At 62.6% G+C, this 25,308-nt stretch carries 21 protein-coding genes and 2 pseudogenes; 6 read left to right on the plus strand and 17 right to left on the minus strand.

Annotated features, from left to right (window positions below):
- The first annotated feature begins 88 nt into the window (after positions 1-88).
- Together AC3ISR_RS10595 and AC3ISR_RS10600 are read left to right on the plus strand one after the other, a co-directional pair.
- Positions 89-1,258 (plus strand): p-hydroxyphenylacetate 3-hydroxylase oxygenase component, encoded by a 1,170-nt coding sequence (locus AC3ISR_RS10595; protein ID WP_463985054.1) that lies wholly within the window; start codon positions 89-91, stop codon positions 1,256-1,258.
- A gap of 59 nt (positions 1,259-1,317) precedes the next feature.
- A pseudogene (locus AC3ISR_RS10600) lies at positions 1,318-1,815 on the plus strand (flavin reductase family protein); the annotation flags it as partial.
- A gap of 802 nt (positions 1,816-2,617) precedes the next feature.
- Here the strand turns inward: AC3ISR_RS10600 and hpaI are convergent.
- The 7 genes from hpaI to AC3ISR_RS10635 all read right to left on the minus strand — a co-directional run bounded on the left by hpaI (position 2,618) and on the right by AC3ISR_RS10635 (position 8,630).
- Positions 2,618-3,415 (minus strand): 4-hydroxy-2-oxoheptanedioate aldolase, encoded by a 798-nt coding sequence (gene hpaI / locus AC3ISR_RS10605; RefSeq protein ID WP_463985057.1) that lies wholly within the window; start codon positions 3,413-3,415, stop codon positions 2,618-2,620.
- A gap of 10 nt (positions 3,416-3,425) precedes the next feature.
- Complete coding sequence (gene hpaH, locus AC3ISR_RS10610; protein ID WP_192300416.1) at positions 3,426-4,229, minus strand: 2-oxo-hept-4-ene-1,7-dioate hydratase; 804 nt, start codon at positions 4,227-4,229, stop codon at positions 3,426-3,428.
- A gap of 25 nt (positions 4,230-4,254) precedes the next feature.
- Positions 4,255-4,659, minus strand: a complete 405-nt coding sequence (locus AC3ISR_RS10615; RefSeq protein ID WP_226456018.1) for a 5-carboxymethyl-2-hydroxymuconate Delta-isomerase — start codon at positions 4,657-4,659, stop codon at positions 4,255-4,257.
- 14 nt (positions 4,660-4,673) lie between these two features.
- The gene (gene hpaD / locus AC3ISR_RS10620) at positions 4,674-5,597 is read right to left on the minus strand and encodes a 3,4-dihydroxyphenylacetate 2,3-dioxygenase (RefSeq protein WP_226456017.1); all 924 of its coding nucleotides are present in this window, start codon (positions 5,595-5,597) and stop codon (positions 4,674-4,676) included.
- A gap of 118 nt (positions 5,598-5,715) precedes the next feature.
- Positions 5,716-7,176 (minus strand): 5-carboxymethyl-2-hydroxymuconate semialdehyde dehydrogenase, encoded by a 1,461-nt coding sequence (gene hpaE, locus AC3ISR_RS10625; RefSeq protein ID WP_463985055.1) that lies wholly within the window; start codon positions 7,174-7,176, stop codon positions 5,716-5,718.
- Positions 7,177-7,198: 22 nt separating this feature from the next.
- Complete coding sequence (locus AC3ISR_RS10630; RefSeq protein WP_192300420.1) at positions 7,199-7,963, minus strand: fumarylacetoacetate hydrolase family protein; 765 nt, start codon at positions 7,961-7,963, stop codon at positions 7,199-7,201.
- Positions 7,964-7,973: 10 nt separating this feature from the next.
- Positions 7,974-8,630, minus strand: a complete 657-nt coding sequence (locus tag AC3ISR_RS10635) for a fumarylacetoacetate hydrolase family protein (RefSeq protein WP_463985056.1) — start codon at positions 8,628-8,630, stop codon at positions 7,974-7,976.
- 94 nt (positions 8,631-8,724) lie between these two features.
- Between AC3ISR_RS10635 and AC3ISR_RS10640 the strand changes: the two are divergent.
- Positions 8,725-8,943: pseudogene (locus AC3ISR_RS10640) on the plus strand (TonB-dependent receptor plug domain-containing protein); the annotation flags it as partial.
- Between the two features lie 1,670 nt (positions 8,944-10,613).
- Here the strand turns inward: AC3ISR_RS10640 and AC3ISR_RS10645 are convergent.
- Positions 10,614-11,573 carry a sugar phosphate isomerase/epimerase family protein gene (locus AC3ISR_RS10645; protein WP_463984877.1) on the minus strand — a complete coding sequence of 320 codons (960 nt, stop codon included), beginning with the start codon at positions 11,571-11,573 and terminating at the stop codon, positions 10,614-10,616.
- Between the two features lie 188 nt (positions 11,574-11,761).
- On the opposite strand from AC3ISR_RS10645, the gene AC3ISR_RS10650 reads away from it, so the two are divergent.
- Together AC3ISR_RS10650 and AC3ISR_RS10655 are read left to right on the plus strand one after the other, a co-directional pair.
- Positions 11,762-12,784, plus strand: a complete 1,023-nt coding sequence (locus AC3ISR_RS10650) for a LacI family DNA-binding transcriptional regulator (RefSeq protein WP_225595720.1) — start codon at positions 11,762-11,764, stop codon at positions 12,782-12,784.
- Between the two features lie 104 nt (positions 12,785-12,888).
- Positions 12,889-13,665, plus strand: coding sequence for an ABC transporter substrate-binding protein (locus AC3ISR_RS10655; RefSeq protein ID WP_192300873.1), 777 nt, complete (start codon positions 12,889-12,891; stop codon positions 13,663-13,665).
- A gap of 171 nt (positions 13,666-13,836) precedes the next feature.
- Here AC3ISR_RS10655 and AC3ISR_RS10660 read toward each other — a convergent pair whose 3' ends face one another.
- The 4 genes from AC3ISR_RS10660 to AC3ISR_RS10675 all read right to left on the minus strand — a co-directional run bounded on the left by AC3ISR_RS10660 (position 13,837) and on the right by AC3ISR_RS10675 (position 17,547).
- Complete coding sequence (locus AC3ISR_RS10660; RefSeq protein WP_463984878.1) at positions 13,837-14,466, minus strand: helix-turn-helix transcriptional regulator; 630 nt, start codon at positions 14,464-14,466, stop codon at positions 13,837-13,839.
- Positions 14,466-15,599 (minus strand): NAD(P)/FAD-dependent oxidoreductase, encoded by a 1,134-nt coding sequence (locus tag AC3ISR_RS10665; protein ID WP_192300875.1) that lies wholly within the window; start codon positions 15,597-15,599, stop codon positions 14,466-14,468. Before AC3ISR_RS10665 ends, AC3ISR_RS10660 begins: the two co-directional genes overlap by 1 nt.
- Entirely contained in the window at positions 15,596-16,540 is a 945-nt protein-coding gene (locus AC3ISR_RS10670; RefSeq protein ID WP_192300876.1) for an ornithine cyclodeaminase family protein, read from the minus strand. The genes AC3ISR_RS10665 and AC3ISR_RS10670 overlap by 4 nt, the downstream gene beginning before the upstream one ends.
- A gap of 68 nt (positions 16,541-16,608) precedes the next feature.
- The gene (locus tag AC3ISR_RS10675) at positions 16,609-17,547 is read right to left on the minus strand and encodes a LysR family transcriptional regulator (protein ID WP_192300877.1); all 939 of its coding nucleotides are present in this window, start codon (positions 17,545-17,547) and stop codon (positions 16,609-16,611) included.
- Between the two features lie 122 nt (positions 17,548-17,669).
- Here AC3ISR_RS10675 and AC3ISR_RS10680 point away from each other — a divergent pair, with 122 nt between their 5' ends.
- Complete coding sequence (locus AC3ISR_RS10680; protein WP_192300878.1) at positions 17,670-19,169, plus strand: CoA-acylating methylmalonate-semialdehyde dehydrogenase; 1,500 nt, start codon at positions 17,670-17,672, stop codon at positions 19,167-19,169.
- A gap of 116 nt (positions 19,170-19,285) precedes the next feature.
- Here the strand turns inward: AC3ISR_RS10680 and AC3ISR_RS10685 are convergent, their stop codons facing one another.
- From AC3ISR_RS10685 to xylA, 5 genes are all read right to left on the minus strand, one after another.
- Complete coding sequence (locus tag AC3ISR_RS10685; RefSeq protein ID WP_192300879.1) at positions 19,286-19,582, minus strand: DUF6124 family protein; 297 nt, start codon at positions 19,580-19,582, stop codon at positions 19,286-19,288.
- 479 nt (positions 19,583-20,061) lie between these two features.
- Positions 20,062-21,198, minus strand: a complete 1,137-nt coding sequence (locus AC3ISR_RS10690) for a sugar ABC transporter permease (RefSeq protein ID WP_192300880.1) — start codon at positions 21,196-21,198, stop codon at positions 20,062-20,064.
- Positions 21,199-22,749 (minus strand): D-xylose ABC transporter ATP-binding protein, encoded by a 1,551-nt coding sequence (gene xylG, locus AC3ISR_RS10695; protein WP_463984879.1) that lies wholly within the window; start codon positions 22,747-22,749, stop codon positions 21,199-21,201.
- 5 nt (positions 22,750-22,754) lie between these two features.
- The gene (gene xylF, locus AC3ISR_RS10700; protein WP_192300882.1) at positions 22,755-23,747 is read right to left on the minus strand and encodes a D-xylose ABC transporter substrate-binding protein; all 993 of its coding nucleotides are present in this window, start codon (positions 23,745-23,747) and stop codon (positions 22,755-22,757) included.
- Between the two features lie 189 nt (positions 23,748-23,936).
- Positions 23,937-25,253, minus strand: coding sequence for a xylose isomerase (gene xylA, locus AC3ISR_RS10705; RefSeq protein ID WP_192300883.1), 1,317 nt, complete (start codon positions 25,251-25,253; stop codon positions 23,937-23,939).
- Between the last annotated feature and the right edge of the window lie 55 nt (positions 25,254-25,308).

Consider the following 25,308-nt stretch of genomic DNA (forward strand, 5'->3'; position numbering starts at 1 on the left):
AGTGCAACAGTCCCCGCGAAACGTCCATTTCGCCCCACGCCCGCGCTCGCAATACTGGCCACCAACTCCAATAAAAACAGGTGTCCCGATGCAACCCTCCAACTCCCTGCTGGAAGACCTCAAGGCGATCCTGCCGAGCATTGCCGCGAATGCCGCCCAGGCCGAAACCGAACGGAAAGTGCCAGCGGCCAATATCGCCTTGCTTAAAAGCCTTGGCCTGCACCGTGCGTTTCAACCCAAGGCCTACGGTGGCCTGGAAATGTCATTGCCGGCGTTCTGCGACTGCATTGCGCTGTTGGCCGGCGCGTGTGCGAGCACGGCGTGGGCGATGAGTCTGCTGTGCACCCATAGTCATCAACTGGCGATGTTTTCCAAGCAGTTGCAGGACGAGCTCTGGCGGGAGAACCCCGATGCGACGGCCAGCAGCAGTATTGCGCCGTTCGGCCAGGTCGAGGAGGTCGACGGTGGTGTGCTCTTCAGTGGGCAGATGGGCTGGAGCAGCGGCAGTGATCACGCCGAGTGGGCGATCCTGGGCTGTCGCCGACACAACCCTGAGGGCGGCCAGGATTATTGCTTTGCGGTGTTGCCGCGCAGTGATTATCAGATCCTCGACGACTGGTTTGCCGTGGGCATGCGCGGCAGCGGCACCAAGACCTTGAGCGTCGATAAGGTGTTTGTGCCCAACTACCGCATCCAGAAAGCCAAGGACATGATGGAAGGCAAATCCGCCGGGTTTGGCTTGTACCCCGACAGCGAGATTTACTTCACACCCTATCGGCCGTATTTCGCCAGTGGTTTCTCGACGGTGAGCCTTGGCGTTGCCGAGCGGATGCTCGAAGCCTTTCGCGACAAGACGCGCCACCGCGTGCGCGCCTACACCGGCGCCCAGGTCGGCGCGGCCACCCCGGCGCTGATGCGCCTGGCCGAGTCGACCCACCAGGTCGCCGCCGCCCGCGCATTCCTGGAAAAAACCTGGCAGGAACACGCCGAGCATGGCGCCCGCCATGTGTACCCGTCGAAACAAACCCTGGCGTTCTGGCGCACCAACCAGGCGTACGCCGTGAAGATGTGCATCCAGGCCGTGGACCGCTTGTTTGAAGCCGCCGGCGGCGGGGCGTGGATGGAGAGCAACGAGCTGCAACGGTTGTGGCGCGACGCCCATATGACCGGGGCGCATGCCTACACCGACTACGACGTGTGCGCGCAGATTCTCGGGCGCGAGCTGATGGGGCTTGAGCCCGATCCCACGATGGTCTGAGCCGGCTTTCAACCCTAATAATCAGCGCTGCAGCCCGGCTGCGGCGCGAGGAGTCTTGCATGTCTATTGAATTCGATTCACGCGCCTTTCGCCGTGCCCTGGGCAACTTTGCCACGGGTGTCACGGTGGTCACCGCCGCGACTGAGAACGGCCAGCAGGTCGGGGTCACGGCCAACAGTTTCAACTCGGTATCGCTGGACCCGCCGCTGGTGTTGTGGAGCATCGACAAACGTTCCAGCAGCCACGCGGTGTTCGAGCAGGCGAGCCATTTTGCGGTGAACATCCTGGCGGCCAACCAGATCGACCTGTCGAACAATTTTGCGCGGCCCCGGGAAGACCGGTTTGCCGGGGTTGACCATGAACGCGGTGAAGGAGGGGCGCCGGTGTTCGCCGACTGTGCCGCGCACTTTCATTGTGAGAAGTACCAGCAGGTGGACGGCGGGGACCACTGGATCATGATCGGCAAGGTCGTGCGCTTCGACGACTTTGGCCGGGCGCCGCTGCTGTATCACCAGGGCGTGTATTCGATGGTGTTGCCGCATCCGCAACTGGCGAAGGCGGCCTGTTAGTCGACACAAATGCTGACTGACCCACCGCTATCACAGGCAAGCCAGGTCCCACACTTGGATGTGCGCCCAACTCGGCAACCGAGGACACCGCCAATCCCCTGTGGGAGCGGGCTTGCCCGCGAAGGCGGCGTGTCAGTCAATACAAATGTTGACTGACCCACCGCTATCGCAGGCAAGCCAGCTCCCACACTTGGATGTGCGCCCAACTCGGCAAACGAAGTCACCACCGATCCCCTGTGGGAGCGGGCTTGCCCGCGAAGGCGGCGTGTCAGTCGACACAAATGCTGATTGACCCACCACTATCGCAGGCAAGCCAGCTCCCACACTTGGATGTGCACCCAACTCAGCAACCGAGGACACCGCCAATCCCCTGTGGGAGCGGGCTTGCCCGCGAAGGCGGCGTGTCAGCCGACACAAATGCTGGCTGACCCACCGCTATCGCAGGCAAGCCAGCTCCCACACTTGGATGTGCACCAGGCTCAGCAAACGAGGACACCACCGATCCCCTGTGGGAGCGGGCTTGCCCGCGAAGGCGGCGTGTCAGTCGACACAAATGCTGGCTGACCCACCACTATCGCAGGCAAGCCAGCTCCCACACTTGGATGTGCGCCCAACTCGGCAACCGAGGACACCGCCGACCCCCTGTGGGAGCGGGCTTGCCCGCGAAGGCGGCGTGTCAATCAATACAAATGCTGGCTGACCCACCACTATCACAGGCAAGCCAGCTCCCACACTTGGATATGTGCCAGGCTCGGGAACCGAGGACACCGCCGATCCCTGTGTTCTGGGATCAGTACACCCCACCTGCTGCGGGTCCAGGGGGGGCAATCTGCTTGAAGCGACCCGCTAGGGTTTGCAGCCCGCGCATCAATACGGTGGTATCCACGCCGACGGCGACAAAAGTAGCGCCCAATTCCAGGTAGCGGCGCGCCAGTTTTTCATCGGCACTCAGAATGCCAACCGCCTTGCCTGCTTTGCACACCCGCGCAATCGCCTCTTCGATCGCCGCTTGTACGTCCGGGTGGCCAGGGTTGCCCCGATGGCCCATGGCTGCCGACAAGTCCGCTGGGCCGATGAACACGCCGTCTACGCCGTCGACCGCGGCGATGGCATCGAGGTTGGCCAGGCCCTCGGTGTTTTCGATCTGCACCAGCAGGCACATTTCTGCGTCGGCCTTGTCCAGATAATCCGGCACGCTGTTCCAGCGCGACGCCCGCGCCAACGCGCTGCCGACGCCACGAATACCATGGGGCGGGTAGGTGATGGCGCGCACCAGCTCGCGCGCCTGGGCGGCGCTTTCGACCATTGGCACCAGCAGGGTCTGCACACCAATATCCAGCACTTGTTTGATCAACGCCGTGTCGCCCTGTACCGGGCGGATGATCGGCTGCGACGGGTAGGGCGCAATTGCCTGCAACTGGCCGAGCAGGCTGCGCAGGTCGTTGGGCGCGTGTTCGCCGTCGATCAGCAGCCAGTCGAACCCGGCGTTGGCGGCCAGTTCCGCGCAATACGCATCCGCCAGGCCCAGCCACAGGCCGATCTGCGGCTCACCCGCCTTGAGGCGGGCCTTGAACGTGTTTTTCAGCATCACTGCACCCTCAGACAAAGCGGCAGGCAATGCTGCCCAGTTGGTCGTAGTCGACATGGAAGGTGTCGCCCGGACTGGCCGTCACCGGCCGCGTGAACGAGCCGCCGAGGATGATCTGCCCCGGTTCCAGGCTCACGTCGTAGGCCGCGAGCTTGTTGGCCAGCCATGCCACGCCCTTGGCCGGGTGATTGAGCACGGCGGCGCTGACCCCGGATTCCTCGATCACGCCGTTGCGGTACAGCACCGCCGGAATTCGCCGCAGGTCCACGTCGGTGGGGCGTACCGGGCGGCCGCCCATCACCACGCCGGCGTTGGCGGCGTTATCGGAAATGGTGTCGAACACCTTGCGGGTGGCGCCGGTCTGCGGATCGACCTGCTGGATGCGCGCGTCGATGATTTCCAGCGCCGGGATCACCCATTCGGTGGCGTCGAGTACTTCGAATACCGTGACGTTCGGGCCCTTGAGGGGTTTGCCGAGGATGAACGCCAGTTCGACTTCCACCCGCGGCACGATAAAGCGTTCGAAAGGGATGTCGGTGCCTTCGTCGAAGAGCATGTCGTCGAGCAGGGCGCCGAAGTCGGGTTCGGTGATGTTCGACGAGACCTGCATGGCGCGGGAGGTCAGGCCGATCTTGTGGCCGACCAGCTTGCGCCCGTCCCTGATCTTGCGTGCTACCCATGCGCGTTGGATGGCGTAGGCGTCGTCGAGGGTGATGTCGGGGTAGCTGAGGGAAAACTGCGCGACTTGCTGGCGCGTGCGTTCGGCCGTGTCGAGGCGCTCGGCCGCCAGTTGGATCAAGGTTGAATCGAGCATGACGGGTCTCTCTGCAAAAAAGGATTCAGCGGTTGAACAGCGGGTGCAGGCTGCTGTGTTTGCCGTCGTAGACCTGGCCCGGGCTTTCGTCGATCTGCAGGGTGATGCCGATCGGTCGCTGCAGCAGCAGGTGGCCCAGGTGTGCGTTCAACACCGCCAGCAATTGGTCGCCGACCTGTTGGTGCACCGCTGCGCTGCGCCCGGCGCCCATGCGCAGGTTGGCGTAGAGAAAGCCGTAGTCGCCGTTGCCGTCGGCCACGGCGCTGTGGGCGGCGGGGTAGGCCAGCACGCGGGTGCCGCCCTTGGGGAAGACCGCTTTGCCGCTTGCGTCGTGTTGCTCGAGCATGGTGTCGGCAAGTGCCCGGCACAGGCCCGGGATGTCGGCGCAGGGCTCCAGGTCGGCGGTGTAGAGCAGGACTAAGTGGGGCATGTCAGGTCTCTCTGTCAGAGGCGGCTGGTGGAGGCCACGGCAGTGGGGTTGGACGCGCTGGCCGGCGGCGTGGCCGAGCCGTCCTGTGGCGTCACCGGGAAAATCGCGTTGATCTGGCCGGTACCGGAGGCGGCGAAGTAGGGCGTCAGCACTTCGACTTTGGCGTCGTAGTTCGACCAGCCCATGGCCCCCAACAGCATCGCGGTGTCATGCATGAAACCTTCGCCGTGCCCCTTGGCCGCGTACTCCGGAAGCATGCCGCAGAACTCCGGCCACTCGGCGTCCTGCCACATCTGCACCACACGCTGGTCGAGGGTTTCGAGGAACGGGCTCCAGATCCGGGTGGCGAATTCCGGGGCCTGGCCGTTCTGGGCAAAACGGTGTGACAGTGAACCGCTGGCAAGGAACGCCACGGTACCGTCGTAGTGCTCTTGCACCGCCTTGCGCATGGCCCAGCCGAGGCGAGCGCTGTCGTTGAGGTAGTGCGAGGTGCACAGCGCCGACACCGAGATCACCTTGAAATGCTGGTCGGCGTTCATGTACCGCATCGGCACCAGCGTGCCGTATTCCGGTGCCAGGGTGGTGGCGTGGTGGGCCATGGTTTCCACGCCAAGGCGGTTGCATTCATCGGCGAGGATTTTGCCCAGCTCCGGGTTGCCGGGGAACTCGTACTCCATGTTGCTGATGAAGTGCGGCAGTTCGTTGCTGGTGTACAGGCCCTTGAAATGCGGCCCGCAATTGATGTGGTAGTTGGCGTTGACCAGCCAGTGGGTGTCGAACACCACCAGCGTATCGACTCCCAGTTCCCGGCAGCGTCGGCCGATTTCGCGATGCCCGTCGATGGCGGCCTGGCGAAAGCCCTGGCGTGGGCCGGGCAGTTCCGACAGGTACATCGACGGCACGTGAGTGATCTTGGCGGCTAGAGCAAGCTTGCCCATGACGGTTCTCCTGGCGGGGCCCTCGAGGGCCCGGATTCTTGTGATTGGTCTGCGCGAAGGTAGCCGGTGACCCTTGCCGTTTTATAAACCCGGCAGGCTCACGATAGCGAGTCGATCCTCACACCCCCCAGCGCGGAATGTGATGGCTGCCCATGGAGATGCAGATGTTCTTGGCTTCGGTAAACACCTCGAAGCTGTACTCGCCGCCTTCACGCCCGGTGCCCGAACCCTTGACGCCGCCGAACGGCTGGCGCAAATCGCGCACGTTCTGGCTGTTGATGAACACCATGCCGGCTTCGATGCCGTAGGCCAGGCGATGGGCCTTGCCGATGTCCTGGGTCCAGATGTAGGAGGCCAGGCCGTACTCGGTGTCGTTGGCCAGGCGCAGGGCTTCGGCCTCGTCCTTGAACTTGATCAGGCACACCACAGGGCCGAAGATTTCTTCCTGGGCGATGCGCATGCGGTTGTCCACGTCGGCAAACACGGTGGGCTGGATGAACTGGCCCTTGGACAAGTGCGCCGGCAGATTGGCCGGGCGTTCCAGGCCGCCGGCCAGCAGGTTGGCGCCTTCTTCGATGCCGATCTTGATATAGCCGGTGACCTTGTCGTAATGGGCCTGGGTGATCATCGAGCCGACCTGGGTCTTCGGGTCTTGCGGGTCGCCGACGATCAAGCGCTTGGCGCGTGCGGCGAACTCGGCGACGAAGCTGTCGTAGACGGTTTCCTGGATAAAGATGCGGCTGCCGGCGGTGCAGCGTTCACCGTTCAGCGAGAAGATAGTGAACAGCGCTGCGTCCAAGGCGCGATCAAGGTCGGCATCGTCAAAAATCAGCACCGGGCTCTTGCCGCCCAATTCCATCGAGTACTTTTTCAAGCCTGCGGTCTGCATGATCCGCCGCCCGGTGGCAGTGCCGCCGGTGAAGGAAATCGCGCGCACATCGGGGTGGCGTACCAACGCATCGCCGGCCGTTGCGCCGTAACCCTGAACGACGTTGAGCACGCCGGGCGGGATGCCGGCTTCCAGTGCCAGGCGCCCGAGTTCATTGGCGGTCAGCGGCGACAGTTCGCTCATCTTCAGCACCGCCGTGTTACCCAGGGCCAGCGCGGGCGCGGTCTTCCAGGTGGCGGTCATGAACGGTACGTTCCACGGCGACACCAGCGCGCAGACCCCCACCGGCTGGCGCAGGGTGTAGTTGAGCATCTGATCGTCGACCGGGTAGCTGTGGCCGTCCATGCGCGTGCAGACTTCGGCGAAGAAATCGAAGTTATGCGAGGCACGCGGGATCAGCACGTTCCTGGTCTGGTGGATCGGCAGGCCGGTGTCGAGGGTTTCCAGTTCGGCCAGGTTCGGCACGTTCTGCTCGATCAACTCGCCGAGCTTGCGCATCAGCCGCGCGCGCTCCTTGGCCGGGGTGTTGGCCCACTTGGGGAAGGCCTGCCTGGCCGCCGCGACGGCCAGGTTGACCTCCTCGGCACCGCCGCTGGCGACTTCACCCAGGGCTTCGCCGGTGGCCGGGTTGTAGTTGGTGAAGGTGTCGCGGCTCTCGACTTCGCGGCCGTTGATCCAGTGCTTGATCATGCTGTGCTCTCTGTTGTTGTGTTCAGCCGCGCGCGGCAAAGAATTCGGATTCGCTGACGATGCGGTTGACCAGGCGGCCAACGCCTTCGACTTCCACCACCACTTCATCCCCCGGCACCACATCGGCCAGGCCTTCGGGCGTGCCGGTGGCGATCATGTCGCCGGGTTGCAGGGTCATGAAGCTGGAGAAGTATTCGATCAGGTAGGGGATGTCGAAGATCATGTCGGCAGTGCTGCCTTGCTGCTTCAACTCGCCATTGATCCAGGTGCGCAGGGTCAGTCGCGATGGATCGGGCACGTCGGCGGCGTCGACGATCCACGGGCCGACCGGGGTGGTGCAGTCGCGGTTCTTCACGCGCAGGTTGGGGCGGTAGTAGTTTTCCAGGTAGTCGCGGATCGCATAGTCGTTGCACACCGTGTAGCCGGCCAAATAGTCCAGCGCGTCCGCCCGCTTGACGTTGCGTGCCGGCTTGCCGATCACCGCCACCAACTCGCACTCGTAGTGCATGTACTTGACGTTGTCGGGGCGCCAGGTCACTTGGTTGTGGCCGGTGTAAGTGCCCGGCGACTTGATGAATGCCAGCGGTTCGGTGGGCGCGTTGAAGGCCAGTTCGGCGGCATGGTCGGCGTAGTTCAGGCCCAGGGCGAACATGCTGCCCTCGGCCGGCGGCAGCCATTGCACCTGATGTTCGGCGAGCAGGCGGCCATCGGCGAGGCGCACGGCGTTGTCGGCTTCTACGGTGACGGTGTGGATCTGGTTCTGATAACGGATGCGTGCGTGTTTCATCGGTGATTCCTCACTCGGCCACGATTGAGTTGCGCAGGCGACCGAGGCCGCTGATTTCCACCACGACGTCATCGCCGGGCACTACATCGACGCGGCCTTGCGGGGTGCCGGTGATCAGCACGTCGCCTTCGTGCAGGGTCATGAATTCGCTGAGTTCGGCAATCAGCCGGGGAATGCTGCGCACGAAATTGGCGGTGGTGTTTTCCTGGCGCACTTCGCCGTTGACCAGCAGCTTGAGTATCAGGTTGTGGGCGTGCGGAACATCGCGGGTGGGGATCACCTCGCTGCTGAGTGCACAGAAGCCATCGCGGCACTTGGCTTTGACGGCGGGGCGGTAGTAGCTGTCTTCGGGCAGGCTGAATTCGTTGACGATCAGGTAGCCAGCGACGTGGGCCAGCGCGTCCTGCTCGGCGACGCGGCTGGCGGTCTTGCCGATCACCACGCCCAGCGCCGGGCCGGGTTGCAGGCGCTCGCCGGCGGGGGCGGTCACGGCTTGGCCGTCGGTGGTGCGGGTGTTGGGGGTCTTGATGAACAGGACCGGTTTTTGCGGTGGCTGCTGGTAGGGCGGTTGGTTGAATTCGGCCAGTCGGCTTTGCAGCAGACCGGTGTAGTTCAAGGCAACGCCGAACAAGGTGCCTGTGGCGATTTCGCTGGCGGCGCGGGGCATGCGGATCTCCTGAGTTGGCTGGGTTGGTTAACATGTTAATCTTATGGTTAAGATGTTAACAATGCCTGGGTGGGATTTTTTTTCAGCAGGTCAAGTCAGCGGCGAAAAGATCAATCGCAGCCTGGAGCAGACCCAGTCCAGCGTAGTGGTGGTGACCGAGCAGCAACTGCGCGACAAGGCCGATCACAGCCTGGTCGACGTGTTTGCCCGCACGCCCGGTGTGTATAGCCAGGCTGGTAACGAAAACTGGGGCATCCGCGGGGTGCCGGTGTCTGATTTAGACGACCAAGGCCCGGCGACCCTCTGTGGGAGCTGTCGAGCTTTAGCGAGGCTGCGAAGGCGGCGGCACTGTTGGTAGAAGTGTTGGCTGAACCACCGCTTTCGCAGGCAAGCCAGCTCCCACATTTGAGCGGTGTCGTTCGGTAGAACGCGTCCGGCTGCAGATCTCCCAAACAACGCCAATCCTCTGTGGGAGCTGTCGAGCTTTAGCGAGGCTGCGAAGGCGGCGGCACTGTTGGTAGAAGTGTTGGCTGAACCACCGCTTTCGCAGGCAAGCCAGCTCCCACATTTGAGCGGTGTCGTTCGGTAGAACGCGTCCGGCTGCAGATCTCCCAAACAACGCCAATCCTCTGTGGGAGCTGTCGAGCTTTAGCGAGGCTGCGAAGGCGGCGGCACTGTTGGTAGAAGTGTTGGCTGAACCACCGCTTTCGCAGGCAAGCCAGCTCCCACATTTGAGCGGTGTCGTTCGGTAGAACGCGTCCGGCTGCAGATCTCCCAAACAACGCCAATCCTCTGTGGGAGCTGTCGAGCTTTAGCGAGGCTGCGAAGGCGGCGGCACTGTTGGTAGAGAAGTTGCCTGAACCACCGCTTTCGCAGGCAAGCCAGCTCCCACATCTGAGCGGTGTCGTTCGGCAGAACGCGTCCGGCTGCAGGTCTCCCAAACAACGCCAATCCTCTGTGGGAGCTGTCGAGCTTTAGCGAGGCTGCGAAGGCGGCGGCACTGTTGGTAGAGGTGTTGGCTGAACCACCGCTTTCGCAGGCAAGCCAGCTCCCACATTTGAGCGGTGTCGTTCGGCAGAACGCGTCCGGCTGCAGGTCTCCTAAACAACGCCAATCCTCTGTGGGAGCTGTCGAGCTTTAGCGAGGCTGCGAAGGCGGCGGGACTGTTGGTAGAAGTGTTGGCTGAACCACCGCTTTCGCAGGCAAGCCAGCTCCCACATTTGAGCGGTGTCGTTCGGCAGAACGCGTCCGGCTGCAGGTCTCCCAAACAACGCCAATCCTCTGTGGGAGCTGTCGAGCTTTAGCGAGGCTGCGAAGGCGGCGGCACTGTTGGTAGAAGTGTTGGCTGAACCACCGCTTTCGCAGGCAAGCCAGCTCCCACATTTGAGCGGTGTCGTTCGGTAGAACGCGTCCGGCTGCAGATCTCCCAAACAACGCCAATCCTCTGTGGGAGCTGTCGAGCTTTAGCGAGGCTGCGAAGGCGGCGGCACTGTTGGTAGAAGTGTTGGCTGAACCACCGCTTTCGCAGGCAAGCCAGCTCCCACATTTGAGCGGTGTCGTTCGGCAGAACGCGTCCGGCTGCAGATCTCCCAAACAACGCCAATCCTCTGTGGGAGCTGTCGAGCTTTAGCGAGGCTGCGAAGGCGGCGGCACTGTTGGTAGAAGTGTTGGCTGAACCACCGCTTTCGCAGGCAAGCCAGCTCCCACATTTGAGCGGTGTCGTTCGGTAGAGCGCGTCCGGCTGCAGGTCTCCCAAATAACGCCAATCCTCTGTGGGAGCTGTCGAGCTTTAGCGAGGCTGCGAAGGCGGCGGCACTGTTGGTAGAAGTGTTGGCTGAACCACCGCTTTCGCAGGCAAGCCAGCTCCCACACTGGCCAGGTTTTCACACGGTGCTGTTGAGCCCCGGCGAGAACTCCTCATACAGCAACCAGGCGGTACTGAAGAAAAAGGCTGACTTCATCGCCAAACGGCAGTGAGGGGGCTCAGATCGCCTGAGGCTTGAAATCGCTGGCCGCCACCGGCATCAGCCCTTGCAGCAGCGCCACGGATTTCTCCAGGCCTTCGAGGCTGTTGAGCAGCACATCCTCGTGTTCGATGGACAGCCAGCCGTCGTAGCCGGCCATTTTCAGGCGGTAGCAGAACTGTCGCCACCACTGCTCGCCATGGCCGAAACCGAGGGTGATGTAGGACCAACTGCGTGCCGACACGTCCATCAGCGAGCCGTTTTCCAGCAGCGAATCCACCGCCTGCACCGGTGTGTTGAGCAGGGTGTCCTTGGCGTGCACGTGGTACAGCGCATCGCCCAGGGCATCGGCGGCGGCCAGTGGGTCGGCACCCATCCAGAACAGGTGCGACGGGTCGAGGTTGGCGCCGATCACCGGGCCGATGGCGTTGCGCAGCTTGAGCAGCGAGCGCACGTTGAACACGCACTGGCTGCCGTGCAATTCGAGGGCGATGCGCTCCACGCCGTGGGCCTTGGCCAGGTCGGCGATCTCGCTCCAGAACGGCAGCAGGCGCTCTTCCCATTGGTAGCGCAGGATGGTTTGCGTCTCTGGCGGCCACGAGGCTACGACCCAATTGGGCATGCGGTCGCCGGCCTGGCCTTCGGGCAGGCCGGACATGGTGCACACGGTCTTGATCCCCAACTCACCGGCCAGGCGAATCGTGTCCTTGAGGCACTGCGCCTGCTCCGGCTGGGTCGGGTGCAGCGGGTTGCCGTTGGCGTTCAGCGCGATGATTTCCAGGTTGTGCTGCTCGAAACTGCGGGTGAAATCGCGGCGGGCGGCGTTGCTGTCGAGCATTTGCTTGAGGTTCAAGTGTGGCGCGGTGGACCAGCCGCCGGTGTTCACTTCCAGGCCGGACAGGCCCATGCGTTCGGCGTGCTTGAGCACATCGCCCAAGGGCAGGTTGCCCAGGGTGTCGGTGACAAATCCCAGTTTCATAGCGCGATTCCTGACGGAGTGTTGTGGTTGTTGTGAGGCGATTATTCGCAGCGACCACGCCGTGTTCAAGGCTGAGCAAGGGCAAAATCTGATGTGAAAACCATCAAATAAGGACGCTTAAAAAACTGCGTAAATAGAGGTTTGCGGTTTATAACGGAGGGCATTTACATCATTCAGGATGCGCCGCCATGCCTCAGCAAAGCTCCACGCAACTCTGGAAGGGCCCTACCGTGGAGCAGATCGCCAGGGTTGCCAGGGTCGGCGTCGCTACCGTGGACCGCGTACTCAATAACCGCGCCGGGGTGCGCGAACATACCCGGCTCAAGGTGCTGGCGGCGTTGGACAAGCTCAAGCAGGACCTGGCCAACGGCACGGCCACCCTGCATATCAAACTGTTCTGTGAGTCGGGGGAAACCTTCAACGCCACGCTGGCCAGTGCGCAGGAGGAGATCAACAGTTCGACCCCCGGCGTGGTGGTGCACGGCAGCTACGTGCCGAGCAATCAGGTCGATCCTGCGGCATTGGCCGACCAGGTGCAGGCCGACGGCGCCACGGCCGACGGTGTGATTGTGGTGTGCCGCGAACACCCGGCGATCAATCGTGCCATCCGCGCCTTGTGTCGCCAGGCGATCCCCGTGGTCTGCCTGACCACCGACCTGCCCAACTCGGGGCGCAGTGCCTATGTGGGCAATGATCAATACGCGGCCGGTAGCGTCGCCGGGCTGTTGATCGGCAATCGCCTGGCGCGGCAGAGGGCCAAGATCCTGCTGGTCACGAGCATGGCGTTTCGCTGCCAGCAGGAGCGGGAGATGGGCTTTCGACGGGTGCTGCGCGCGGAGTTCCCGCACTTGAAAATCGACGAGCGAATGATGTCCGACGACAGCCCGCAGACCACCGCCGAGCAGTTGCTGCGCTATTTCTCCAAGCACGACTACCCGGCGGCAATCTACAACGTGGCCGGCGCCAACCGTGGCGTGGCCCAGGCCATCGGCACGATTCCTGCCGAGCAGCGCCCGGTATTCGTCGGCCACGAGTTGACCGGGCATACGCGGGCGATGCTCGAATCCGGGGTGATGGACTACGTGGTGTCCCATGATGTCGTCGGCGAACTGGCGGCGGCGGTGCGCTGGATTCGCGGTGCGCGGGAAGGGGCGCGGGCAGCGCCGGCGTTTACCCGGGTGTTGGTGCACACGCGCTACAACTGCGATTGACGGAAAAGACGTAAAAGTCCAGTATGGAATTATAAGTACAAAACAATTACAGCAGCGCTTTCTTCTCTCTTGCCAAACCAACAACAACCCGCGAGAACCTCATCATGAAGAAACTCCCCCTCATCACCGCCCTGGCCTTGGGCCTGCTTGCGTCCTGCCCGTTGATGGCAGCCGAGAAAACCCTGCGCATCGGCATTGAAGCGGCGTACCCGCCGTTTGCCTCCAAGACGGAAAAAGGCGAGATCGTCGGTTTTGACTACGACATTGGCAACGCCCTGTGCGCGCAGATGAAGGTCAAGTGTGTGTGGGTCGAAGGTGAGTTCGATGGTCTGATTCCGTCCCTCAAGGTGAAGAAAATCGACATGGCCTTGTCGTCCATGACCATCAATGAAGACCGCAAGAAGTCGGTGGACTTCACCCACAAGTACTATTTCACCTCGTCGCGGCTGGTGATGAAGGACGGCGCGGTGGTGGATGACGGCTACGCCAGCCTCAAGGGCAAGACCATCGGCGTGCAGCGTGCGACCACCACCGACCGTTATGCCACCGAGGTGTTTGAACCCAAGGGCATCACCGTCAAGCGCTACAGCAACAACGAAGAAATCTACATGGACCTGGCGGCCGGTCGGCTGGATGCGATCTTTGCCGACACCATCCCGCTGAATGACTTCCTGCAGATGCCTCGGGGCAAGGGCTATGCGTTTGTCGGGCCCGAGCTGAAGGACCCGAAATACGTGGGCGAGGGCGCGGGGATCGCGGTGCGCAAGGGCAATGAGGCGTTGGTCACGCAATTGAACGCGGCGATTGACGGGATTCGGGCGAGCGGTGAGTACCAGAAGATTTCGCAGCAGTACTTCAAGTCCGACATCTACGGCGATTGATGCCCACACAACCCGGCGCCCCCTATTGTAGTGAGCGGGCTTGCCCCGCGCTGGGTGGCGCAGCCGCCCCAAATCCAGGCACCTCGGTCTTCCTGAAACACCGCGGTGGATCGTTTGGGGCGGCTGCGCCACCCAGCGCGGGGCAAGCCCGCTCACTACGACCGAGGTGCCTCAATGGCCCTTCAATTCCTTGAGGTGTTTGTAGACCGTCGCCCGCCCCATGCCCAGCACGTTGGCCACGTAGTTCGAGGCGCTCTTGCCTTTGAACGCGCCCTCGGCATGTAGCGACAGTACCAGTTCGCGCTTGTGGTCGCGGGTCAGCAGGTTGAGGCTCAGTTGCCGCTCGCGCATCCAGGCATGCAAAAACGTGTTGATGCGCTCTTGCCAATCATCGCGAAACAGCGAGTCCGGCTGTGGGATCAGTTTGCTCGGCGAGAGAAACAGGTCCAGCGCCGCCTTGGCGTTTTCAAACAGTGAAATATTCAGGTTGATGCACAGCACCGCCAGGCGCCGACCTGTGTGGTCGTGCAGCACGGTGCTCAGGCTGCGAATTTTCTGGCCATCCCAATTGAGCTTTTCGTACGGGCCGATATTGACGTCGCTGATGTCGTCACTGAGCATGTCCTCCAGCGCCGAGTCGTCGCCAATTGCCCGTTTCGACAGGTTGTTGGCGATGTAGTCGACCTTTTGCGAGCGCAAATCGTGCAGCACTGCTTCGGCGTGGGGAAAGAACAGCGTGGCGATGGCGTCGGCCATCGCCCGGAAGTTCTGCATGATCTGTTCTTGTTCGGCGCTGTTCATCAATGGGGCTCCAGGCGTGCGGGGGAGAGCATACCAGCGTCGAGGCCAAACCGCGTCAGTGGCTCCGGCAATGGCGCCCCGCGCACCAGCGCTGCGCTGGCCTGGCCCATGGCCGGGGAGGTCTGGATGCCATACCCGCCTTGGGCGGCCACCCAGAACAGGCCGGGCACCACGGGGTCGAAGCCCGCGAGCAAATCGCCATCCTGCACAAAGCTGCGCAGCCCGGCCCAGGTGCGCGTCGGGCGGCGGATGGTCAGGGTGGTGGCTTCTTCGATCTGGTAGATGCCCATGGCGATGTCCAGCTCTTCGGGCTGGATGTCCTGGGGTTCGACCGGGTCGGCGTTGGCCGGCGAGCCGAGGAACATGCCAGCGTCGGGTTTCATGTAGAAGGATTCGTCCAGTGCCACCAGCATCGGCCAGTGGTGGCTGTCGACGCCTTCGGGGCCGGCAAAGATGAAGGCCGAGCGGCGCTTGGGTTGCAGGCCGATAGGCGCGGCACCGGCCAGCGCACCGAGCCTGTCGGCCCAGGCACCGGCGGCGTTGATGATGATGGGCGCGCTGTAGGTGGTATCGCCGGTTTGCACCTGCCAGAGGCCGGCGGCGTCACGGCTCAAGCCGATGACGTGGCTGTCGGTGCGCACCTCGCCGCCGTTGCGGCGGATGCCACGCAGGTAGCCCTGGTGCAGCGCGTCGGTGTCGATGTCGCTGGCGGTCGGGTCGTACAGCGCGCCGTGGACTTTTTCGCGGCGCAGAATCGGCATTTTCGCGCAGGCTTCGTCGGCGCTGAGCAGTTCAACCTGTGCCACGGTGGCCTTGGCGCTCAGGTACTGGGCGTTCAATTCGGCCGCGTCGCCGATAAAGTCAACGGTGATTTCGCCCCGTGGCGTCAGTAGCGGGTGTTCGCAGAAACCCGGCGGCGGGTTGTCGAAAAACGCGCGGCTGGCCAGGGTCAACGCGCGCACTTGCGCGGTGCCATAGGCGGCAGTGTAGAGCGCCGCCGAACGCCCGGTGGAGTGATAACCCGGATGGCTTTCACGCTCCAGCACCAGCACCTTGCCGTGCGGCGACAACCAGAAACCCGTGGACGCGCCGGCAATGCCGCCGCCGATGATGATGAAATCTGCGTGGCTCATAAGTGTCTCCAGAGTGCATTGGCCAATGCGATGTCTTCCAGGCCCAGGCCGATGGAGCGGAAGAATACGTGACGGTCGTAGGACGGGCGCGGTACGTGTTCGCTGAGCAGTTCGGGCAGATCGCCGACGATGTGGCGTTTGTCCCAGCCGTGCTGCTCGGCGGCGATGAGCATTTCCCCGGCCGAGCCTGGGGTGGTCTGGCGATAGTCGCAGAATACCTGCATGCCGTTCAGCGACTCGGGTGGTACTTCGTGGGCGCGCGGGGCGTTGGTGCTGATGGAGGTGATCAATGCCGGCTTGCCCAGGCGGCTTGGATCGATCACCGGCCCGGCGGATGAGGTGCACAGCAGGATCACGTCGGCGTCGTCCACAGCCGCATCGCACGTAGGCGCGATGGTCAGCCGTGGGTCCAGGCTGTTGAGGTGGGCGATGGCCTGCGGTGCAGCTGCGCCCAGGCTTGGCGAAAATACGCGGATGCTTTGCCAGTCCCGGAGGTTTTTCACGTAATGCAGATGCGCCTGGGCTACCTTGCCACTGCCGATAATCGCCAGGCGCCGTGCCGACAGAGGCGCCAACGCCTCCACCGCCAACGCGGTCGTTGCGGCCGTGCGGGCGGTGGTCAACTCGGCGGCATCGCACAGCAGCAGGGGTTGGCCGGTGTGCATCGACATCAACAGCGTCCACGCCGTCACCAGCGGCCCCTGTTCACGCACGATGTACGGTGAGGTCTTGACGCCATAAACGCCTTCCTCGGCCAGCACGCCCAGGTAGTTGATGAAGTCGCCGGCAGCCTGTGGAAATTCGACTAACTGTTGCGCCGGCTGCACCGCCTGCCCGGCGGCCAGGTCGCGGAACAGCTTGTGCAGGATCTGCGGTACATCGACTTGGGCGAGCAGCTCGCGGGCCTGGGTTTGGTTGATCACTTGAGGCGTGCTGGGCATGGGATGCTCCGTGACTAAACTAATTTGTCCATTATGGACTATTGGTTCTATCCGGCAAGCGCTAAACCTCAGCCTGTGAACCTGAATCCGCCCGACAGTTTGTCCTTCAAATACCCGACCAACACACTCACCGACTTCGGCACATGGGGCGAATACGGCCGGATCAGGTAAATCTCATCGGCAAACGCGCCCTTGAGCGTCCAGTCCTTGAGCACCTGCACCAACTTGCCGCTGGCCAGCGCGGCATGCGCGCTGAAATCCGGGAGCAGGGCGATGCCCAGGTGATTGAGGGCCGAGTCTCGCAGGGCTTCGCTGTTATTGGTGGCGAAACTGCCGGAGATTGGCACCGTGAGGCGTTCGAGGTGTTTTGTGCCGCGCTCGAAGGTCCAGGCGGGCTGGTCGGTGCCGCGTGGGTAGAACAGGCAGTTATGCGCGGACAACTCGCCCGGCTCGCGGGGTTCACCGTGGCGTTGCAGGTAGTCTTGGGTCGCGACCAACACCGAAGTGGTGTCGCACAGCTTCCACGCCACATGGGTTTCCGGCACCTGGAAACCATGGCGCACCGCCAGGTCGTAGCCTTCGGCAGCGAGTGAACTCAGGGCGTCGGATACGTCCAGCTGGATACGCACCTGCGGGTATTGCTGCAAAAAATCCGACAGATGCGGCACCAGTTGCTGACGGGCGAAGGCCACCGGCGCGGTCAGACGCACCAGCCCGCGAATCTCTCCGACCGAGTCGCGCACCGACGAGAAGCTGCGTGCGATTTGCGCGTAGGCGCTGCGCACTTCGCGGGTCAGCGACAACCCCGCGTCTGTCAGGCGCACGCTGCGTGTCGTGCGGGTGACCAGGCGGGTGCCGGTGGCCTTTTCCAGGTCGGAAATGCGCTGGCTCACAGCGGACTTGCTCACACCCAGGCGGGCGGCGGCGGCAGTGTAGGTGCCGTGTTCTTCCAGTACTGACAGCCAGTGGATATGGGTCCACAGCCCTTCGATCTCAGCCTTTTCCATGATGGGATTGTTCGCATATGTGGACAATAAGTTCAGGATTCTGCTCTGGTTAGGAACAAAGCGAAAGCCTATCGTGTGTCTGACTTACTGACCTGCATGCTACCCACCTGGGATCTACTGCCATGACAACTACAATCGAGCACTACATCAACGACCAGCGCGTGTCCCGCGATGATCGCTATCAGGACGTCTTCAACCCGGCCACCGGCGAAAAGACCGGGCGCGTCGCGCTGGCCAGCCGCCAGACCGTGTCCGAAGCCGTCGCCGCTGCCCAGGCCGCCTTCGCCGGTTGGGCCGACACCCCGCCGATCCGCCGCGCCCGCGTGCTGTTCGAGTACCTGCACCTGCTGCGTGAACGCAAGGACGACCTGGCGCGCATCATCGTTGCCGAACACGGCAAGGTGTTCACCGACGCCCAGGGCGAAGTGGACCGTGGTATCGACATTCTGGAGTTCGCCTGCGGTATTCCGAACCTGCTCAAGGGCGAGTATTCCGACCAGGTTTCCCGTGGCATGGACAACTGGACCATGCGCCAGCCGCTGGGCGTTGTAGCGGGCGTGACGCCGTTCAACTTCCCGGTGATGGTGCCGATGTGGATGTACCCGATTGCCATCGCGGCGGGTAACACCTTCATCCTCAAGCCAAGCCCGACTGACCCAAGTGCGTCGTTGTTCATGGCGCAGTTGCTGCATGAAGCCGGCCTGCCCAAAGGCGTGTTCAACGTGGTGCAGGGCGACAAGGAATCGGTCGACGCCTTGATCGAACACCCGGACGTCAAGGCAGTGAGCTTCGTCGGCTCGACGCCGATTGCGCAATACATCTACGAAACCGGCGCCCGCCACGGCAAGCGCGTGCAAGGCCTGGGTGGCGCGAAAAACCACATGGTGGTGATGCCCGACGCCGACATCGAAAAAACCGTCGACGCCCTGATGGGTGCGGCCTACGGCAGTGCCGGCGAGCGTTGCATGGCCATCTCGGTGGCGGTGCTGGTGGGCGACGTGGGGGACAAGGTCATCGCCGCGCTGACCGAGCGCGCCAAGCAACTGCGCATCACCGACGGCCGCGACCTGAAAGCCGAGATGGGCCCGATCGTGTCCCGTGCTGCCCTGGAACGCATCAGCGGCTATATCGAGCAAGGCGTGCAGGCCGGCGCACAACTGCTGCTCGACGGGCGCGACTACGTGCCGACCGAGGCGGGCCTGGAAAACGGCTTCTGGCTCGGCGCGACCTTGTTTGACCACGTGACCAAAGAGATGAGCATCTACCGCGAAGAAATCTTCGGCCCGGTGCTGGCCTGCGTGCGCGTGAGCGACTTCGGCGAAGCGGTGAAACTGGTCAACGAACACGAATTCGGCAACGGCGTGAGCTGCTTTACCCGCGACGGCAACATCGCCCGCGAATTTGCCCGGCGCATTGAAGTGGGCATGGTCGGCATCAACGTGCCGATCCCGGTGCCGATGGCGTGGCATGGTTTTGGCGGCTGGAAGAAAAGCCTGTTTGGCGACATGCATGCCTACGGCACTGAGGGTGTGCGGTTCTACACCAAGCAGAAGTCGATCATGCAGCGCTGGTCGGAGAGCATCGAGCAAGGCGCCGAGTTCGCCATGCCGGTCTCCAAATAACTTAAGCCAGTACACGGTCAACTGTGGGAGCGGGCTTGCCCGCGATAGCGTGGTGTCAGTCAGCACATCGAGTACTGATACACCGCTATCGCAGGCAAGCCAGCTCCCACATTTTTTTATCCGTGTTTCAGGCAGTTGATGGAGCGGTCCACGGTGGTCTTGGCAATTTCCAGCAGGTGCCACACGGCCAAAATCTTCGCCCGCTCCAGGCTTTCCAGCTGCTCACCACAATCTAGCGCCGTCGCCGAAGCACTGTCGAGCAAACTGGCGGTGTAGAGTAGGGCGTCTTCGAAACTCAGGTCTTCGTTGACCGAGTGGAAGCCTCTGGTAGGCAGGTAGTGATCGATGGCGCGGTTGAAGGCGGCGCGGTCTTTGGCGGGGTCGATGGGTGGGTCGGGTCGGGCTTTGTTCATGGTGTAACTCCTATTGGGCAAGGGAGCTACCGTCAACGCTGCTAAACGTGGGTGGTAGCTGTACGCGGGTTAGCAGACCGGTCAATAGGAAAACCAGCGCACCCGAAGGTGCCCCGCGCACAGCCACCATAAATGCAGATGTGAACCGTGTGCCTATTGAAGTCAGGCTGCTAAACCCGGTCACTGAATTGGCAGTGACGGACCGCAGACTTGCCACCGATTCCAGCAGGCACAAGGCGGCGGGGATTGTCTCGGAAACGTCCTGCAATTTAAAGCGACACGACTTGCTGGCCCTTTACAAACCATGACAAAACGCCAGCAATTCCAACGCCCTAATGCTGAAATGCAGTCAAAAATGTGGGAGCGGGCTTGCTCGCGAATGCGGTGGATCAGCCAATGAATGAGTTGACTGAACCACCGCATTCGCGAGCAAGCCCGCTCCCACAAGGGTTCTAGGGTGTTTTGGAGAATGGGGGAACTTACCGTCGCCCAGCCCGCGTACTCACATCCACCCAAACCGCCAACACCAGAATGCTGCCCTTCACGATCATCTGCCAGTAACTGTCCACGTCCAGCATCGACATGCCGTTGTCCAGGCTGGTAATCACCAACGCCCCCAGCAACGCGCCATACACCGTGCCCGAGCCGCCGCGCATCGAGGTGCCGCCGATAAAGCACGCGGCAATGGCGTCCAGTTCGCCCATGTTGCCTGCTGACGGTGAGCCGGCAGCCAGCCGCGCAGTGTTGACCAGACCGGCGAGCGCGCACATCACGCCCATGATCCCGAAGATCCACAATTTCACCGCCTGCACATTGATGCCCGACAGCCGCGTGGCCTCCATATTGCTGCCCACCGCATACACCCGGCGGCCGAACACGGTCTGGCTGGTGACATAGCTGAACACGCCGAGCAGCACCATCAACAGCAGCACCGGCACCGGAATGCCGTCATAGCTGTTGAGGGTGGTGACGAATCCGGCGAGCACTGCGCCGATCACTGCTACACGCACCAGGTCACGCACCATCGAGTGCGCCGTCAACCCATGCAATGCGCGATTGCGGCGCTGTTTCCAGGTCAGGAACAGCGTCAACGCAAACAACAGCACCCCGAGCCCAACACCCACCGTATGCGGCAAATACCCTTGGCCTATGTACACCAGCGACGGCGACACCGGCGCGATGGTGGTGCCGCCGGTGATCCCCAGCAGAATCCCGCGAAACGCGAGCATCCCGCCCAACCCGACGATAAACGACGGGATGCGCAGATAGGCCGTCATGTAGCCGTTGGCCAAACCAATCATCAACCCGCACAACGCCACCAGACTCAGGTTGGCCAGCAATGGCACGTGATACACCACGTCGAGGATCGCCGCCAAGCCACCGAGCAACCCCAGCAACGAGCCCACCGACAAGTCGATCTCGCCGCTGATGATCACCAGCACCATGCCGCACGCCAGAATCCCGGTGATCGCCATCTGCCGCAGCAGGTTGGACAGGTTGCGCGGCGTGAGAAAGCCGCCATCGGTCTGCCAGCTGAAAAACACCCAGATCACCGCCACGGCGATGACCAGGGCAAGCATTTTGTAGCGAGTAAACAGCTGTTTGACCTGGTTCATCTACGCGGTCTTCCGATCATTATTATTGTTGTTGTGGCTGAGCGCTGCGGCGAGCACCTGTTCCTGGGTGAGCCCGTCGTTGATGAAGTCGCCGCGCAGTTGGCCGTCGCCGATCACCAGCACGCGGTCGGACACTCCCAGCACCTCGGCCAGTTCCGACGAGACCATGATGATCGCCACCCCTTCGGCCGCCAGCGCGCCCATCAGTTTGTAGATCTCATACTTGGCGCCCACGTCCACGCCGCGTGTGGGCTCGTCGAGGATCAGCACCCGCGGCTTGGCCATCAGCATTTTCGCCAGCACAGCCTTTTGCTGGTTGCCGCCGGACAGGCTGGTGATCGGCAGGAACGGGCTCGCGGTCTTGAGGTGCATGCGCGCGATCTGCCGGTCGATGCTGCCCAGTTCGGCTTCGGTATCGATGCGCGTCAGCTTGGCATAGGTGTCGAGCACGGCCAGGGTGATGTTCTGGCCCACGCCGAAGTCGGGGATGATGCCTTGGCGCTTGCGGTCTTCTGGCACCATGCACAGCCCGGCGCGGATCGATTTGAGCGGTGTGCGGGTGTCGATCCGCTGGCCTTCCAGCCACACCTCACAGCTGTAGCGGCCGGGGTAGGCGCCGAACAGCGCCGACACCAACTCGGTGCGCCCGGCGCCAACCAGCCCGGCGATGCCGAGGATTTCGCCGCGCTTGAGCGCAAAGGAAATGTCGTCGACGCGTTTGCGCCTGGGGTTGTCGACGTCGTAGCAGGTGACGTTGCGCGCCTCGAAAACCACCTCGCCGACCGTGTGGGGTTGCGTGGGGTAGAGGTTGCTCATCTCGCGGCCGACCATCTGCGTGATGATCGTGGCGATGTCCATGTCGGCCATGGCGGTGGTCGCGATGTGCTTGCCGTCGCGGATCACCGCGATGGTGTCGCACACCGCCGCCACTTCATCGAGCTTGTGGGAGATGTATACGCAGGCCACGCCCTTGGCTTTCAGGTCGCGGATGATGTCCAGCAACACCTCGATTTCCGAGCGCGTCAGGGCCGAGGAGGGCTCGTCGAGGATCAACAGGCGCGCGCGTTTATTGAGGGCCTTGGCGATTTCCACCAGCTGCTGGTAGCCGCCGCCGTACTGCGACACCGGCAGCGACACGTTCATGTCCGGCACCTTGAGCTCGCGCATCAGGGCTTCGGCGCGGTGGATCATCGCCGGGTAGTTCATGCGCCCGCCCGGCAGGGTCAGCTCGTGGCCCATGAAGATGTTCTCGGCCACCGACAGGTCGGGCACCAGGGTCAGTTCCTGGTGGATGATCACGATGCCGGCGGCCTCGGTTTCGCTGATGGATTGAGCCTTGAGCGGTTGCCCGTCCCAGAGGATTTCACCGTCCCAGGTGCCGTGGGGGTAGACCGCCGACAGCACCTTCATCAAGGTGGATTTACCGGCACCGTTCTCGCCGCACAGGCCAATGCACTCCCCTGGCCGCACCTGGAGATCGATGCCGTTGAGGGCGTTGACACCGCCAAAGCGTTTGACGATGCCGTTCATTTGCAGCAGGTAGTCGGCCATGGCGGTCACTGCCCGGCAATCTGCTCTTTGGTGTAGAACCCGTCTTTCTCCAACAGGTCGATATTGGCCTTGGTCAGCGGGGTCGGGGTGAGCAGGATGGTGTCGACCTTTTTGCTGCCGTTGTCGTATTGCGAGCCGTAGGCCGGTTTTTCATTGCGCGCCAACTGCACCGAAAGCTTGGCCGCTTCGGTGGCGATCAGCTTGAGCGGTTTGTACACGGTCATGGTCTGGGTGCCGTCGATCACGCGCTTGACGGCGGCGAGGTCGGCGTCCTGGCCGGAGATCGGCACCTTGCCCGCGAGTTGCTGCGCGGCCAGGGCCTGGATCGCGCCACCGGCGGTGGCGTCGTTGGAGGCGACGATGGCGTCGATCTTGTTGTCGTTGCGAGTCAGCGCGTTCTCGACGATGCTCAGGGCCTCGGTGGGGTTCCATTCCTTGACCCACTGTTGGCCCACCACCTTGATGTCGCCCTTGTCGATGGCCGGTTGCAGCACCTTCATCTGGCCTTCGCGCAGCACCTTGGCGTTGTTGTCGGTGGGCGCGCCGCCGAGCAGGAAGTAGTTGCCCTTGGGCGCCGCTTGCAACACGCCACTGGCCTGCATCTCGCCGACTTTTTCGTTATCGAAGGAGATGTAGGCGTCGATGTCGGCGTTGAGGATCAGGCGGTCATAAGACACCACCTTGATCCCGGCCTTCTTGGCTTCGGCCACGGCGTTGGTGAGGACGGTGGCGTTGAACGGCACGATGACGATCACGTCGACGCCCCTGGAGATCAGGTTTTCGATCTGGGAAATCTGCTTTTGCTCGTTGGCGTCGGCCGATTGCACGAAGACCTTGGCGTCGAGTTTTTCGGCGGCCGCGACGAAGTAGTCACGGTCGCGTGACCAGCGTTCCAGGCGCAGGTCGTCGATGGAAAACCCGATTTTCGGGTGGGCCGGGTCGGCCATGACGGGCAGGGCGAGCAGGGCCAGGGCGGTGGCGATAAGTGTGCGTTTCATGGGTATGCGTCCTTTTATTGTTGTTGGAAAGACTCAGGTGAAACGGGTTTTTGTAGTGAGCGGGCTTGCCCCGCGCCGGGTGGCGAAGCCGCCCCAAATCCAGACGCCTCGGTCTTTCTGATACACCGCGGCGCCTGGGTTTAGGGCGGCTTCGCCACCCGGCGCGGGGCAAGCCCGCTCACTACGTGTTCAGCGGTAGATAAAGCGGTTGACGATGCCTTCGAGCATTTCCTGGCGGCCGCTTACCGCCTGCGGGTTCAACTCATTGGCAAACGCATGCTCGGCCAGCGACGCCAGGCTGAATTCACCCGCCAGCACCGCCTGGCCCAACGGTTGCTGCCAACCGGCGTAACGCTGGTCCTTGAACTGTTGCAGCCGATCGTTCTGCACCATCGCCGCTGCGCGTTCCAGCGCCAGGGCCAACACATCCATGGCCGCCACATGCCCGTGGAACAGGTCCACTTCGTCCAGGCTCTGGCGGCGCACCTTGGAGTCGAAGTTATAGCCGCCATTCTTGAAACCGCCAGCCTTGAGGATTTCATAGGTGGCGAGGGTCATTTCCTCGACGCTGTTGGGGAATTGGTCGGTGTCCCAGCCGTTCTGCGGGTCACCGCGGTTGGCGTCGATGCTGCCGAAAATCCCCAGGGACACGGCGGTGGCAATTTCGTGATGAAAACTGTGCCCGGCCAATGTCGCGTGGTTGGCTTCGATGTTCACCTTGATCTCATGTTCCAGGCCGTATTCATGCAGGAAGCCGAACACCGTGGCGCTGTCGTAATCGTATTGGTGCTTGGTCGGCTCCTGGGGCTTGGGCTCGATCAGCAGGTCGCCCTTGAAGCCGATCTTGTGCTTGTGCTCCACCACCATGCGCATAAAGCGCCCGAGCTGTTCGCGTTCGCGCTTGAGGTCGGTATTGAGCAGGGTTTCGTAGCCTTCGCGGCCGCCCCACAGCACATAGTTGGCCCCGTTGAGCCGGTGCGTGGCGTTCATCGCGCTGAACACCTGGGCGGCCGCCACGGCAAACACCTCGGGGTCTGGATTGCTCGCGGCGCCGGCGGCAAAGCGCGGGTTGCTGAAGCAGTTGGCGGTGCCCCACAGCAGTTTGATGCCGGTCTGTTCCTGATGCCGTTCCAGGTGATCGACCATCTGTGCGAAGTGGTGGCGGTACTCCTTCAACGAGTTGCCTTCGGGGGCGACATCCGTGTCGTGAAAGCTGTAGTAATCGATGCCCAGCTTGGAGAAAAACTCAAACGCCGCCTCGGCCTTGCCGATGGCCACGGCCATTGGCTCGCCGCTGCGCTGCCACGGGCGCTGGAAGGTGCCCACGCCAAACATGTCCGCCCCCGGCCAGACAAAGGTGTGCCAATAACAGGCGGCCATGCGCAGGTGTTCACGCATGGGTTTGCCGAGGATCAGTTTGTTTGCGTCGTAGTGGCGAAAGGCGAGGGGAGCGTCGCTGTTTGGGCCTTCGAAGCGAACCTTCTCGACACCTGGGAAGTACGGCATGGCGTTTTCCTTATTATTCTTGGCGGTGTCTCGATACTAGCAACGGTGTTGGGGC

This window comes from Pseudomonas sp. GL_117, from assembly GCF_057835125.1.